The organism is Gottfriedia acidiceleris (assembly GCF_036421055.1).
In the GTDB taxonomy this organism is placed as follows: domain Bacteria; phylum Bacillota; class Bacilli; order Bacillales; family Bacillaceae_G; genus Gottfriedia; species Gottfriedia acidiceleris_C.
Genome location: NZ_JAZGQS010000004.1, coordinates 58,816 through 73,517, shown reverse-complemented (window position 1 = coordinate 73,517; position 14,702 = coordinate 58,816). Strand labels below are relative to the sequence as shown.

General features: G+C 33.0%; 14 protein-coding genes. 4 read left to right on the top strand and 10 right to left on the bottom strand.

Annotation, left to right across the window (positions count from 1 at the left end):
* Window positions 1-28 precede the first annotated feature (28 nt).
* Together RAH41_RS07360 and RAH41_RS07355 are read left to right on the top strand one after the other, a co-directional pair.
* Entirely contained in the window at window positions 29-280 is a 252-nt protein-coding gene (locus RAH41_RS07360; RefSeq protein WP_331221575.1) for a DUF2624 family protein, read from the top strand.
* A gap of 118 nt (window positions 281-398) precedes the next feature.
* Window positions 399-698: a hypothetical protein gene (locus RAH41_RS07355; protein WP_331221574.1), complete on the top strand. Its 300-nt coding sequence runs from the start codon at window positions 399-401 to the stop codon at window positions 696-698.
* Between the two features lie 363 nt (window positions 699-1,061).
* On the opposite strand, the gene RAH41_RS07350 is transcribed toward RAH41_RS07355, so the two are convergent.
* Both RAH41_RS07350 and RAH41_RS07345 read right to left on the bottom strand, forming a co-directional pair.
* Window positions 1,062-1,955, bottom strand: a complete 894-nt coding sequence (locus RAH41_RS07350) for a deoxyribonuclease IV (RefSeq protein ID WP_331221573.1) — start codon at window positions 1,953-1,955, stop codon at window positions 1,062-1,064.
* Between the two features lie 247 nt (window positions 1,956-2,202).
* Window positions 2,203-3,510 (bottom strand): DEAD/DEAH box helicase, encoded by a 1,308-nt coding sequence (locus RAH41_RS07345; RefSeq protein ID WP_331221572.1) that lies wholly within the window; start codon window positions 3,508-3,510, stop codon window positions 2,203-2,205.
* 226 nt (window positions 3,511-3,736) lie between these two features.
* On the opposite strand from RAH41_RS07345, the gene vrrA reads away from it, so the two are divergent.
* Window positions 3,737-4,525 carry a VrrA/YqfQ family protein gene (gene vrrA, locus RAH41_RS07340; protein WP_331221570.1) on the top strand — a complete coding sequence of 263 codons (789 nt, stop codon included), beginning with the start codon at window positions 3,737-3,739 and terminating at the stop codon, window positions 4,523-4,525.
* An 81-nt stretch (window positions 4,526-4,606) separates the two neighbouring features.
* On the top strand, window positions 4,607-5,551 hold the full coding sequence (locus RAH41_RS07335) for a 4-hydroxy-3-methylbut-2-enyl diphosphate reductase (protein WP_331221569.1): 945 nt from the start codon (window positions 4,607-4,609) through the stop codon (window positions 5,549-5,551).
* Between the two features lie 46 nt (window positions 5,552-5,597).
* Here RAH41_RS07335 and RAH41_RS07330 read toward each other — a convergent pair whose 3' ends face one another.
* From RAH41_RS07330 to recO, 8 genes are all read right to left on the bottom strand, one after another.
* Complete coding sequence (locus tag RAH41_RS07330) at window positions 5,598-6,716, bottom strand: Nif3-like dinuclear metal center hexameric protein (protein ID WP_331221568.1); 1,119 nt, start codon at window positions 6,714-6,716, stop codon at window positions 5,598-5,600.
* Window positions 6,713-7,420 (bottom strand): tRNA (adenine(22)-N(1))-methyltransferase TrmK, encoded by a 708-nt coding sequence (locus tag RAH41_RS07325; RefSeq protein WP_331221567.1) that lies wholly within the window; start codon window positions 7,418-7,420, stop codon window positions 6,713-6,715. Before RAH41_RS07325 ends, RAH41_RS07330 begins: the two co-directional genes overlap by 4 nt.
* A gap of 300 nt (window positions 7,421-7,720) precedes the next feature.
* The gene (gene cccA, locus RAH41_RS07320) at window positions 7,721-8,077 is read right to left on the bottom strand and encodes a cytochrome c550 (RefSeq protein ID WP_331221566.1); all 357 of its coding nucleotides are present in this window, start codon (window positions 8,075-8,077) and stop codon (window positions 7,721-7,723) included.
* 755 nt (window positions 8,078-8,832) lie between these two features.
* Window positions 8,833-9,951 carry an RNA polymerase sigma factor RpoD gene (gene rpoD, locus RAH41_RS07315; protein ID WP_056474947.1) on the bottom strand — a complete coding sequence of 373 codons (1,119 nt, stop codon included), beginning with the start codon at window positions 9,949-9,951 and terminating at the stop codon, window positions 8,833-8,835.
* Window positions 9,952-9,980: 29 nt separating this feature from the next.
* The gene (dnaG, locus tag RAH41_RS07310) at window positions 9,981-11,789 is read right to left on the bottom strand and encodes a DNA primase (protein ID WP_331221564.1); all 1,809 of its coding nucleotides are present in this window, start codon (window positions 11,787-11,789) and stop codon (window positions 9,981-9,983) included.
* Window positions 11,790-12,339: 550 nt separating this feature from the next.
* Window positions 12,340-13,152 carry a pyruvate, water dikinase regulatory protein gene (locus RAH41_RS07305; protein WP_069034170.1) on the bottom strand — a complete coding sequence of 271 codons (813 nt, stop codon included), beginning with the start codon at window positions 13,150-13,152 and terminating at the stop codon, window positions 12,340-12,342.
* Between the two features lie 20 nt (window positions 13,153-13,172).
* On the bottom strand, window positions 13,173-13,811 hold the full coding sequence (locus RAH41_RS07300; RefSeq protein ID WP_331221562.1) for a helix-turn-helix transcriptional regulator: 639 nt from the start codon (window positions 13,809-13,811) through the stop codon (window positions 13,173-13,175).
* A 97-nt stretch (window positions 13,812-13,908) separates the two neighbouring features.
* Entirely contained in the window at window positions 13,909-14,694 is a 786-nt protein-coding gene (gene recO, locus RAH41_RS07295) for a DNA repair protein RecO (protein WP_331221560.1), read from the bottom strand.
* Window positions 14,695-14,702: the final 8 nt, after the last annotated feature.

The following is a 14,702-nucleotide window of genomic DNA, read 5'->3' as shown; positions in this document are numbered from 1 at the left end:
AAATATTTCACCTAAGAGGAGGTTCAGAATGAATATTATCCAAACTCTCATAAATAAAAAGGTAAATAGTATTACACCAAAGGATTTATTAAAATTAAGTCAACAATATCAAGTGTATATTACCCCAGATCAAGCCAATAAAGTGGCTGCAATATTAAACGGGAAAAATTATAATATTTATGACGTTGAACATAAGAAACAAATTCTTTCCCAAATTGCTAATGTTACCTCTAAAGCCACTGCACAACAAATCGATATTATTTTTCAAAAACTAACTTAAGCTTGGTTAAAATGTTCATTAAAAAGCTTTAATTTATAACTCTACTCATTTCACAAATCATATAATGCTCATACAAAGAATCACCTACCTATTCTAAAACGAAATGAGAGGGATTAATATGGATTTGCATGAGCTACATTATGAAATAATTTATTTAGACAAAGAAACAGATGACGAAGTGAAATTCAAGCACATGTTTCATATGGATGATTTAAGCCATAACTTAGCTCTTAATATCGCTAGTAGTTTAATCGAACGTGACAAGGCACATGTGGTCTATATTAAATTAATGCACTTAGACGAACATGATCACGAATTAGTTAGTAATGTTGTCACTGTGAAAAGAATTAAAGACGGAAAAATAATTGCTTCATATATGGATAGCAAGTTAAAGAAGGTTATAGAAATAGAATTATAAACTAAATCAAATGGGCTGTCTCATAAATCGGATTAACTGACATATGGATGGCCTTTTTTATTAGTGCTAGCATGGGGATATATCTATAATGCTTTTTATTTGTAACTGATCAATTATAAATAATGAACTGTTTTTTTCATTTTAGTAAGATTAAGACCATTTTTACCATACCAGTTTTTCATTTGAAATGTTCTACTTTTATCTGATTTTTAAGTCATAATACCTTAAGGGGTATAGGTAATTTGATTCTTGGGAATTTTATTGCAGTTTGACCAATTTTAATTGCGATTTCGAGATTTTATTTGCAGAGCTTCCTTATTAAAGAAAACCAGCCCATTATTTAAAATGAGCTGGTTCTTTGAATTAAGCATTCAATAATTCTTGAATTAAGTTTTCATTGAATTCTTGATTGCGTAGCATTTCAATTTCTAATTTATACGGTGGTACCTTGTTGTTTTTATCTTCACCAACATATGGAGTTTCTAAAATTTTAGGGATTTCCATTAGTTGTGGATGATGAACAATATAGTTTAATGCTTTAAATCCAATCGACCCAAAGCCAATATTCTCGTGTCGGTCTTTTCGACTTCCCATTGGATTTTTACTATCATTAATATGAAGTACTTTTATTTTATTGACCCCAATTAATTGATCGAATTGCTGTAAGACACCATCAAAGTCATTAACGATATCATAACCAGCGTCATTAATATGGCATGTATCAAAACAAACTGATAATTTATCGTTGTAGTGTACACCTTCCATAATTCTAGCTATTTCTTCGAATGATTTACCACATTCTGAACCTTTTCCAGCCATTGTTTCAAGCGCAATTTGTACTGGAGTTTCAGCTGTTAATACTTCATTTAAACCTTGAATAATTCTGTCGATTCCAGCATCTTCACCAGCGCCTACGTGAGCACCCGGGTGTAATACAATTTGTTTTGCTCCTAATGCTGCTGTACGGTCTATTTCTTTTTGTAAAAATTCAACACCTAATTCATAGGTAGCAGGATTTGTAGTATTTCCAATATTGATAATATAAGGTGCATGGACTACTATATCAGCAATTCCATTTTCAGCCATATGTTTTAAACCCGCTTCAATATTTAAATCTTCAATTGCTTTACGACGTGTATTTTGGGGCGCACCTGTATATACCATAAATGTATTAGCACCATAGCTTGCAGCTTCTTCACTAGCGGCTAAAAACATCTTCTTACCGCTCATTGAAACATGAGATCCTATTCGTAACATTCTTTCAGCTCCTACTTAATTAATCATAGTAACCATTTTAACACGAAAATCAATTATGTTTAAATTGTTCGCCTGTTAATAAAAGAAAAAGAAAGGAATATTCTTCCTTTCTTTCAATGTGTAGACTTATTTTCAGACTGATAGCAAGCGCTTGTCTTTCGAGGCGCGGAGTTACCTTAGACGGTAATGAGCACCTAAGCAGGCAGGCGTAGCAACGAAGAAAGCGAGCGTTTTCGGGCAGTCTGAACTATCTGCTCGTTTTTCTTTTCACTTTATTTTTAAATGACTCTCTTTGCTCATTCAGTTTACGTTTATAGCCAGGTTTTACTTTAGACGGCTTTTTAATTGCTTTACCAGCAACTGCATCTAAATTTCGATCAGTTTTTTTACGTAGTTTACGTTTTGAACGAGGTCCTAAATCAACCCATTCACCTTTTTTAAGTTCACGATGCTCAAATGTAATTCCACGATCTTGAAGTTTATCTAATGCTTGTTCATCTTCTTGATCATAAATTGTAATAGCCGTTCCAGAGAAGTTTGCACGCCCTGTACGACCTACACGGTGAACATAAAAGTCTAAATCTGCTGGTAGTTCAACATTGATTACATGACTTACCCCTTCAATATCAATTCCTCGGGAAGCTAAGTCAGTAGCAACAATATACTGGAACTCTAAATCTTGAATTTGCTTCATCATTTTTTTACGTTCACGAGGACTTAAATCTCCGTGAATTTGACCAACTTTTAAGCCATATGATGATAATTGAGTCGCAACTTCTTCAGCCTTTTTCTTCGTATTTGTAAAGACAATTGCTAAATATGGCTGAAAACTTAATAATATATCTTTAGCCATTTTAACTTTATCTTTATGGCGGCTTGGAACAATAATATGCTCAATTTTTTGAGCTGAAAGTTGTTGCGGGTTAATATGAATATGTTCAGGATTTTCCATATACTTTTTCAAAAACGGTTTAAGCTTTTCAGGAATTGTCGCTGAAAAAACAAGCATTTGTAATTTCTTTGGCATTTTTGATGCAACTTGGTCCACATCATGGATAAATCCCATATCTAACATTAAATCAGCTTCATCCACTACTAAATACTTCGTAGTATGAACTAATAATACATTATCATTTACTAAATCTTTAATACGTCCAGTAGTCCCGATTACAATATGAGGCTGTTTTTTTAGTTTTTCAACAGTACGTTTGTAGTCAGTTCCACCAACGAAGTTTTTTGCAGTTAATTGCTGATCTTCTGGACAACATTCAATGATCGCTTGAACATCATTATAAATTTGAGTCGCTAATTCACGAGTTGGAGCAGTTATTACTAATTGCACTTGATCTAAAGATGGATCTAATGTATTAATTGTCGGAATTAGGTATGCATGAGTCTTTCCTGACCCTGTTTGCGATTGTCCGATTACACTACGTCCAGTTTTAACTTGAGGAATGATCTTTTGTTGAATTTCTGTTGGTTCTGTAAAGTGTTTCTTCTCTATCGCTTCCAAAATAAATGGTTTTAATTGAAAATTTTTAAATGAAATTGCCATATAACTCACCTTCTTAATTTAAACTTTCTATGTATTGAGGAATCTATCTCCTCGTACAAAATAGCTACAATTATCTATTATACAATAGATTTGCCCAATAAAGCTAATTCTAATTTTTCTTTCTTCTTTAGTAGCATTTTAATTTTTATTCTGTCCTATACTAACCATTTCAAATTATGTGCATAGCCTAAGTAATAAAGAGTATTTCCAGAAAGGAGGTATTAGATTGGGATTACTTGATAAATTTAAGAAAAAAAATAAACAGCCTTTTCCTATGAACGGTCCAAATTTTTATAATAGTTATCAACAGCCTTATCAAAATATACCAAATCCATACGGTGCAAGACCAAATTTTGATCAACGATATCCATATCCCCAATCAGTGCAGCAACCTTTTCAACAACATCAACAACAGTTTTATCCACCTGTCCAACAAATTATTGGGCAACAAGGTCATTATCAGCAACCAATTTCATATCAGCCGCAGTTAAACGCACATCAACAATATATAAGTCAAAATAAAATTTTACAACCTGTTCCTTTTCAAAATCAGCCAGTAATGCAACCTCAAGGCGGTAGTAATTATCAGCAACAAGGAACACAAAATCTATACCCAATGACCGGGCAACCACCCGAAAAAGAAGAAGATGACAGTCCAGGGTTTTTCTCGCGTTTAATGGGAGGAGACACTTCTATTACAGGTGTCATCGGTGGTATGCAAAGAGCTGTTCAAGCGGCTCAACAAGTCACGCCAATGATACAACAATACGCTCCTGCTATTAAAAATTTTCCTTCAATCTATAAAATATTTAAAGCAGTAAATACCGACGACCCAGTCGACACAAAAAAAAGTAAAAAAAATGATTCAAATGAAATAATTGATGTTGTGCAAACAGAAGAAACAAAACCAAAAAAAAGAAAAAAAGTACCAATTAAGTCTAAAGCAGTAGAACCAACTCATAATATTGAAGAAACTGCAACAAACGTAAATCCAAAACCAAAATTGTTTATGTAAATTTTCTTTTTCTTTGTATAGTAGCATCTCCCTCCTTTATAATAAAAAATGACAACAATATTATAAAGGAGGGGCTACTCCATGAAAGTTATTAAAGTTACCCCACGAGGCTATTGCTATGGAGTTGTAGATGCAATGGTCATTGCTAGAAATGCAGCTAAAGATCCATCATTACCAAGACCAATATACATACTTGGTATGATTGTTCATAATAAACATGTTACAGACGCATTTGAAGAAGAAGGTATCATTACTTTAGATGGTCCAAGCAGATTAGATATCTTAGATAAGATTGAAAAAGGTACTGTTATTTTTACAGCTCACGGAGTTTCTCCAGAAGTAAAATCAAAAGCAATTAAAAAAGGACTTACGACCATTGATGCTACTTGTCCTGATGTAACGAAAACTCATGATTTAATTAAGGAACGCATGGCTGAAGGCTATCACTTTATTTATATTGGAAAAAAAGGACATCCGGAACCAGAGGGCGCAGTTGGAATTGCCCCTTCGATTGTTCACCTAATTCAAAATAAATCCGATATTGATGCTTTAGATATTCCTACTGATAAAATAATCATTACAAATCAAACAACTATGAGCCAATGGGATGTAGTAGAATTAATTCAATACGCAATTAAAAAATATCCGACTGCTCATGTTCATAAAGAGATTTGTATGGCAACTCAAGTTCGTCAAGAAGCAATTGCTGATCAAGCTGGGCAAGCAGATTTAACAATTGTTGTAGGCGACCCGATGAGTAATAACTCAAACAGACTTGCACAAGTTTCGCATGAAATTGCAGGAACAAAGGCATTTCGTATTTCAGATATAACTGAACTTCAGTTAAAATGGTTGGATGGCGTTGAAACTGTAGCAGTTACTTCTGGGGCTTCTACTCCAACACCGATCACTCGTGAAGTTATTGCATTTTTAGAGAAGTATGATCCAAACGATGAAAGCACTTGGGATACAAAATCTGGAGTAGAATTAAGTAAAATACTACCTAAAGTTAGAATAAAAGACTAAAAAATAGGACTTCTGGATTTTAACCCGGAAGTCCTATTTTTTAGATTTAAATAAATGTAAATGGATCAGTATGGATTGTTGAAGCGATAATTTCACAAGCCATGTTTTTTTCTTTTAATTTAGTATCTAAAAGACGTTTCACACCTGTTTTCATTACTTTTTCAATATTGTGACCTGCATCAATTATATTTAAATTAAGCATTTTCCAATCCTGTGCCACGTGGTAATATATATCACCACTTAAATAAACATCTGCGCCATTTCTTTTTGCATGATATGCAAACTTATTTCCGTCTCCACCTACAATTGCTACCTTTTTTACTCGATCTCTTAAGTTCCCTACCACTCTTACACCTTGTAAATCTAATTTTCCTTTCACATAATGCGCAAATTCTTCTAATGAAATTTCTTCTTTAAGGCTTCCAATTCTCCCAATCCCGAATGTTTTACCTTCATTTTCAAGTGTGTATGTATCATACGCTACTTCTTCATACGGATGAGCTTTTTTCATCACTTTAAGCACTTGTTTTAATTTTAATTGTGGCACAACTGTTTCAAGTTTTACCTCATCAACTTCTTCTAATTGACCCTGTTGCCCAATAAACGGTGTTGTCCCCTCTAATGGCATAAATGTTCCTGTACCATTCGAACTAAAGCTACAATGGCTATATTGACCAATATGACCCGCTCCAGCATCACAAATAGCATTTAATACAATTTCAGCATGTGTTTTCGGTACATATACAACTAACTTAATTAATTTTTCTACATAAGTTGGAGCGAGAACACTCGTATTTTCTAATTGTAAAGCTTCGGCTAAAAAATCACTCACACCGTTTTCTGCAATATCAACATTTGTATGTGCTGCAAAAACAGCTATATCATGTTTAATACAAAGTTCCACAATTTTACCCGGTTCACTGTCTGTATCAATCTTTTTTAAAGGACGATAGATAATAGGATGGTGTGCAATAATTAGGTTAGCACCGATCGAAATTGCCTCTTCTACAACCTCTTTTGTGACATCTAATGCAATTAATACCTTTGTCACTTGTTTTGATAATGTACCTATTTGAAGACCATTTGGATCACCTTCCTCAGCTAAATGCTTAGGGAATAGTTCTTCAAATTGCTGTACGACCTGAAAACCATTTATCGATTTCATGAAAGCACCTCTTTTATCCACGCAAGTTTCTGTTCAACTTCTTTAATTTTCCGAACTGATTCCTCTGTTTGTTTTGCTGATTCAAGTTGAGTTAAGATTCTTTCAAAATTATTTTTTTCATGCTCCCATTTCTTCTTAAATGCATCATTTTTATTCTTTAATAAGTATGGACCAATAAATAGCTCCATATCTTTCTTTTCTCCGTATGCACTAATTTGATTTGATTTAGAAGCAACTAAAATTTCATAAATTTTTCCATCTTCTTCTAATATATCTTCTTCCACTAGAGAATAACCTTCATGATCAAGCCAATTTCTAATTTGATGTGCACCTATATTTGGTTGCAACACTAACGTTTCAACACCTTGAAGTTTTTCTTTACCTTTTTCTAGTATGCTAGAGATTAAAGAGCCACCCATTCCAGCTATTGTTATAACATCTACTTCGTTAGGTACTAAAACTTCCAGCCCGTCTCCCATTCTAGCTTCCACAATTCCTTCTAACCCACTTTGACGAATCGTAGATCGTGCTGAATTATATGGACCTTCAGTAATTTCGCCTACAATTGCTGAGGAACATCTTTTATTTAAAACTGCATAACAAGGTAAATAAGCATGATCTGATCCAATATCAGCTAATTTCGTCCCCTCTGGTATGTAATCAAATACTCTTTTTAAACGCTTTGATAAATTTACTTCATTCATAAACAAATCACCATTTCATTTTATTTTCATAACATCATTTTACACTATAGTAGCCAATAAACCAAAATAACCTCTTCGGTAGAAGAGGTCATTTTGAGTTTACTTACCAAACGCTCGCTTTCTTTATTGCTTCGGCCGCTTGTGGTGCACATTACCGCCTTAGGTAACTCCGCTCCTCTTCGACCTTCGACCTTCGCCCCTCGAAAGAAAAGCTTTTTCAAGCAGTCTGAAAATCAAATTTTTACTTTGACTAACAGTGAAATGACCTCTTCATTAGAAGAGGTCATTTTATATGCTTGCTTATTTTTTCTCAGATAACCATTTAGCAACAGCATCCAATTGTGGTCCTTGTAGTAAACCAGCTGGCATTCCGCCTTGTTTACCGTTTTTAAGTATGTCTTTGATTTGATCTTCTGAGTATTTTGAACCTACTTTAGTTAAGTTTGGCCCTACAACCCCTTGTAATTGATCACCATGACAGCTAACACATGTTTGAGCATATATTTCATCTGGCTTAGTTGATGCTGTTTGCGCCGGTTTTTTATCTCCGTTTGCAATTTCATCAGCCTGTTTTGCTCCCTTTAATGAAATAATTAGCATGACTGCGATTCCTAGTGCTGCAATTAGAGCAAAAGGAATTAATGGATTTCGTTTCATTATGATCCCCCTTATGTAACCCCTTAAAAAAATAAAATTAATTACTATAACATTATTATTGTATACGATTAAAAACAATAAAAAAAGTATTATATTGGATAAATTTAAAAATTGTTAAACGATTTCAAAATTATATAAAACTTCCTACTATAAAGAATAAACTTCTGTATAGCATAATGACAAATTATATTTGTATAAACTCACCTCTTAATAAATGAAATAAGTAAGTTTTTTTAAGAAACCATTTCAAACCATTGTAACCCAATAAACCTTTTGTTTGATTTGAATTATTTCCACAAAAAGCTTTAATAATTGCTATTACGATATAGGCCATATGTCTTTAAACCAATAATTTTATTTTTAGTAGTATTGAACTAATTATAAAAATTATTAAAAAAGTAGGGAAAATGAGTATTTGCAAATTTAAAGACAATTCTGTAAAATAAAGTAAATAGGTATCCAATTGTTAAAATGATGGATTACTACTAGCGTCTCCATAATTTATATTAACCATTTTTGCTTAAATTATCCTTTGACTCGTCTTTAGCATGAATGATTAAAAGATCCACCGTTTTAGAAGGATTACTTAGTATGTAGCATAGCACTACAATTATCTATTTAGTACGGACATTCGATATATTTTGACAAATTATTTTATTGTGACATATTTACTAATTTAAACGTTTTTCTTTTTTATATTTAAGACGAAAATAAAAAAAGTTTACCCAATAAAGGATAAACTCTTTTTAAACATCCTATTCTAAGAAATCTTTTAGACGTTTGCTTCGGCTCGGATGACGTAATTTACGTAGAGCTTTTGCTTCAATTTGACGAATACGCTCACGTGTAACGCCAAATACTTTACCAACTTCTTCTAAAGTACGAGTGCGCCCATCATCTAATCCAAAACGTAGACGTAAAACATTTTCTTCACGATCTGTTAATGTATCAAGAACATCTTCTAATTGCTCTTTTAGCATTTCATAAGCTGCATGCTCAGCTGGTGAAGTAGCTTCAGAATCTTCAATGAAATCACCTAAGTGTGAATCATCTTCTTCACCTATTGGTGTTTCTAATGAAACTGGCTCTTGAGCAATTTTAAGGATTTCTCTAACTTTTTCTGGTGGTAAATCCATTTCTTCACCAATTTCTTCAGGAGATGGCTCGCGACCTAGATCTTGAAGCAATTGACGTTGAACACGAATTAATTTGTTAATTGTTTCCACCATATGAACTGGAATACGGATCGTTCTTGCTTGGTCAGCAATTGCACGAGTAATCGCTTGACGAATCCACCAAGTAGCATATGTACTAAATTTATAACCCTTACGATAGTCAAACTTTTCAACGGCTTTGATTAATCCCATATTACCTTCTTGAATAAGGTCTAGGAAAAGCATACCGCGTCCTACGTAACGTTTTGCAATACTTACTACTAATCGTAAGTTCGCTTCTGCTAAGCGTCGTTTCGCTTCTTCATCGCCTTCTTCAATACGTTTCGCTAAATTGATTTCATCTTGTCCAGAAAGTAAATCAACTCGACCAATTTCTTTTAGGTACATACGTACTGGGTCATTAATTTTTACTCCAGGAGGAACACTTAAATCATTTAAGTCAAATTCTTCTTCCTTCTCTAATTGAGCTCCTCTAGGTTCATCATCAGCGTCACCAACAATATCAATACCTTGTTCACCTAGTTGCTCATAAAATTCTTCAAGTTGATCTGAATCAATTTCAAAACCGTTTAAACGATCTGCAATTTCTTCATATGTAATTACACCACGTTTTTTACCATTTTCAATTAATAATGCTTTTACTTGATCAAGTGTTACTTCTGTTTCCGTATCTTTAGAACGAGCCGATTTATCAGCCATCTGTTCCCCTCCTTCGAAAAGTTCGCGAATCATTTAACATATTTCATACTAGATCTTAGCTGTGTGATTTGTTGGAGAATCGTTGCAGCTTTTACAAAATCTCCTTCACGTTCGGCCTTTTTCAGATCTATTTCTTTTTCACGTATACGTTGTTGTTTATCATAGTTGTTTAATGCATCTAAATAATCCTTTAACTCTCGCTCTGTTAGTTCAGGTGCTATCTGTAAATTGACAATTTTTGAAACTACTTCAAGTAACCTTTTTGAAGGAAGGTAATTCATAAATTTACTAATATTAGACTCATTGCCCTCTTCATAATAAGCATAAAGATGGATTATAATCTCGGAATAATCATTATTGTAGAATAGACCCTGATATTGCTGCCTTACTTTTTCAGCCACTTCACTGCTATTTAACATATGAGCTAAAAGTAATTGTTCTGCTCGAACATGTGCAGGAAGAAGTGTCTTAGTTGTAATATCGCGTTTGATATCAGATTTTACTTCTGTTACATTAGATATACGATTTGCCTGATTACTATATTGTCCAAATTCCTTCTTAAGTACTTCAATCGAGATAGAAAACTCTTTAGAGAGTTGGTTTAAGTAATAATCTTGTTCGATCAGTTGACTTAGTTTAGCAATTTCTTGTAGCATTTCTTTTATATACTGAAATTTAACAGTTTCATCTAAAAGATTTTTTCCTTTTCGGTGATATTGCATTTTAAAACTCATTAATGATACACTAGCTTCAATAATAGAGATATTAAATTTTTCTGGACCAAATTTTCTTATATATTCATCAGGATCTAAGCCATCAGGCATTTGTGCAACTTTAATTGTAAATCCTTCTTTTTGAAGAACTTTAGCTGCTTTTTCAGTTGCGTTAATACCCGCCTGATCTGAATCATAGCAAATAATAATTTGATCAACAGATGTTTTCAATACTTTCGCTTGATCCTCTGTTAATGAAGTTCCCATGGTTGCAACTGCATCATGGATTCCAGCTCTAAACGCGGAAATGACATCTGCAAAACCTTCCATCAATATTGCCCGATTTTGCTTTCGCATGACATTTTTTGCTTGGTAAAATTGATATAATAATTTTCCTTTATGGAAAATTGAAGATTCAGGACTATTTAAATATTTTGGTGAACCTTCACCCATTATTCTTCCACTGAATGCAACAATTTTTCCTTGATGGTTATGAATTGGAAAAATTAATCGATTTCGAAATCGATCATAGTAATTACCATCACGTTCACTTCGAACAACTAGACCAGCTTTCTCCATGATCGGCATTGGATAACCACGTTTTTCTAACACCTTAGTAACAGCATCCCAAGAATCTAAAGCAACACCAAGCTCAAAATGCTTTATTTCCTCTCTAGAAATCCCTCTGTTAAGTAGGTATTCTAGTGCCTGTTTACCTTCTGTTGTGTTAACTAATAGATGATGATAGTACTTTTTGACAAACTCATGAGCTTCAAGCATAATGCCTTGCTCAGTAGCTTGTGGATTCTTGACTGTGTCAACCGTTTCTGAAGGTAAAGTGATATTTGTCTTTTTTGCAAGCTGATGGACAGATTCTTGAAAGTTAAGTCCTTCAAGCTGCATAATGAAAGAAATCGCATTTCCTCCAGCACCGCATCCAAAACAATGAAAAATTTGTTTTTCAGGAGACACAGAAAAAGATGGTGTGCTTTCTCCATGAAAAGGACAGAGTCCAAAATAATTTCTTCCTTGTTTTTTCAGAGGAACATACTCACTTACTACATCAACTATGTCAACTGACTGACGAACCTGCTCGACAAGTTCATCGGGAATTCTGTTTCCCATACTGACAGCTCCATATACTATTTTATTCGATAAAACTCACTGTATTCCTTCATGATTCGACAAAAATATTTCCATATATTTTAACTTAAGTTAATTTACTTTATTAAATCATATGTGATTTATAAATTGTCTAAAAAGAAGTGCTATACAGTAGTTCATAAGCATTGCATTCAACTGCTAGTTCTGGTTTTCAATAACCCATTTATTTATCGCTTATGATTAATTTCTACACGTCTTTTGTAATTCCTTCAAAACATGTATCGATTTATGTAGTTTTATTTCCATCTTTCAATAAACTAGGAAGCACATATTCATAGTTTATTCGTAAGTATAAAAAGTTAAACCTATTAATTAGTTCATTTCATACAATTTTTTATTATAATCTATTTTAATTAGGAAATCTAGCAATAAGTACTAAAGAATTTTAACTTTTACAAACGATCCTAATTTAACTAAACTCCTATAAAAAAAGTAAAAACGATGAAAACACATTAGATTACTCTAATGTGTCAGTCTAAAAAGAACGATCATTATTTTTAATTTCAATAAATTATCTAATCTGCTTATTTTGGTAATAGTAATTTAATATTACATTAGCGGATTCTTCTACTGCCTTGCTAGAAACATCAACAACTTTACAGCCAATTTGCTTAACAACATTATTAAAATGTTTTAGTTCTTCTTCAATTCTTGAAATATTAGCATAGCTTGCTCCATCGTGAAGACCTAATGAAATTAATCTTTCTTTTCGAATATGGTTTAACTTTTCTGGAGAAATCATTAGCCCTATGCACTTTTCTTTTGGAACTTTAAGTAGTTGTTCTGGTGGATCTACTTCTGGAACTAAAGGTACATTGGCAACTTTAAATCCTTTATGAGCAAGATATTGTGATAAAGGAGTCTTTGATGTTCTCGATACACCGATTAAGACTATATCAGCTTTTTCAATACCTCTTGGATCTCTTCCATCATCATATTTAACAGCAAATTCAATTGCCTCAATACGTTGGAAATAATCTTCATCTAGTTTACGAACTACACCAGGTTCATTTCTAGGTTCAAGTTTATGAATCGTTGAAATTTTATCGATTAATGGACCGATTAAATCATATACGATTACACCTGCACTTTGCGACTCTTCTAATAATTTCTTTCTCATATCAGGTTTTACTAATGTAAATACAATAATACCATTATTTTCTTTTGCTACTTGAACTATTTCAATTAATGTTGCATTATCTTCAACGTATGGTACACGTCTAATCTCGAATTTTTCATGAAATTGACTAATAGCCGCCTTTACGACATGCTCTGCTGTTTCACCAACAGAATCTGATACAACATAAACGATTGAATTGCCCATATGTTCACCTCTTAACTTTACTAAAACATATCATTGTTCATTAAGTCTACAATCGCACGAGTAAAATTTGTTTTTGTAAATCGACCAATTACCTCAAGTCCATGCTCACTTTCACGAACAACAGGGACAGCATCAATTTGTTTTTCAATTAAACTCTTAGCTACATTATAAATTGTATCATCTTTATAGCAAATTGTAATGTTTGGCATTCTCGTCATGATAATATCTACGGGTAATGTATGCAAATCTTTATTTCCTATACTTGCACGGAGTAAGTCTTTTCTCGAAAGTACTCCTGATAAAATCGAATTTTGATCAACTACAAATAACGTTCCTACATCTTCAAGAAACATTGTAACAATTGCATCATACACTGATGAACTTCGATCTACTACAACAGGAATCGCCTGAAATTCCTTTACAGTCAATTTTTTAATTCTTTCAATGACTTGTGCACCGCTTGTTCTTCCTGTGTAATAATATCCTACTCTTGGTCTTGCCTCTAAAAAACCAGTCATTGTAAGAATAGCTAAATCCGGGCGAAGCGTAGCTCTTGTAAGTGCTAGCTTATCAGCTATATGTTCACCTGTAATTGGTCCATTATTTTTTACAATTTCAAGTATTTGAGTTTGTCGCTTTGTCAGTTCGATTTCCCTCACCCCTAACTATCCAATATGTTATACTCTCTAATAAATATTATATACTATTTTTACAATTTAAAAAAGAAAGAAGGAAATAGGTGACCTATTTCCTTCCTTAGGTTTCTGAATTTTTATCAGTTTTCAGAAAATTATCCATATTTTTTAATTGCTCTAAAAATTTGCGTGATTTTAAATAGATTCCACTATATTCATCATAGTAAGAAAATAAAATTTGTTGTAAGTTTTTCTTTGTTACCTCGCTAACCTCAATTTTTCCAAGTCGATTTACATCAAAATGATAAAATATCCTCATTAACTTAACCGACTTTTCAGTAACAGAAAAAGCATAGGGATCAGTCTGTTTACAACGCTGACATAAAAACCCGCCTTCTTTAACAGAAAAGGCTACAAATAAATTTTCATTTGCACTACATCTACAATTCACACATTGATCAAAAAATGGGTGATATCCTAATACAGGGATCATTTTCGTCATAAATAAATAAGTCAAAACTTCAGCGTCTGCACCTTCATTCATGTGCTGTAGTAGTTGAAGGACCAATTCAAATATATATGGATTATTTTTTTTCTCTTCAACCGCTTTATCAGTAAGCTCTACAACAATCGAAGCATATGCAGTTGCAACTAAATCACTTCTTAACTCACGAAATGAATCAATCAGTTCCCCTTGACTTAATGTACCTAAACCAGATCCTTTTTGAATTAAAAACGACCCATATGTAAAGAGTTGTGTAACAGAAGCAAGTCGACTATTTGTCTTCTTTGCTCCTCTTGCCACAACTCCTATCTTACCTAATTCTCTTGTTAAGAGAGTAATAATAACATTTGATTCTCCATAAGCGTTTGCCCGTAATACAATTCCTTCTACACGCTGTAACAATAAACTCA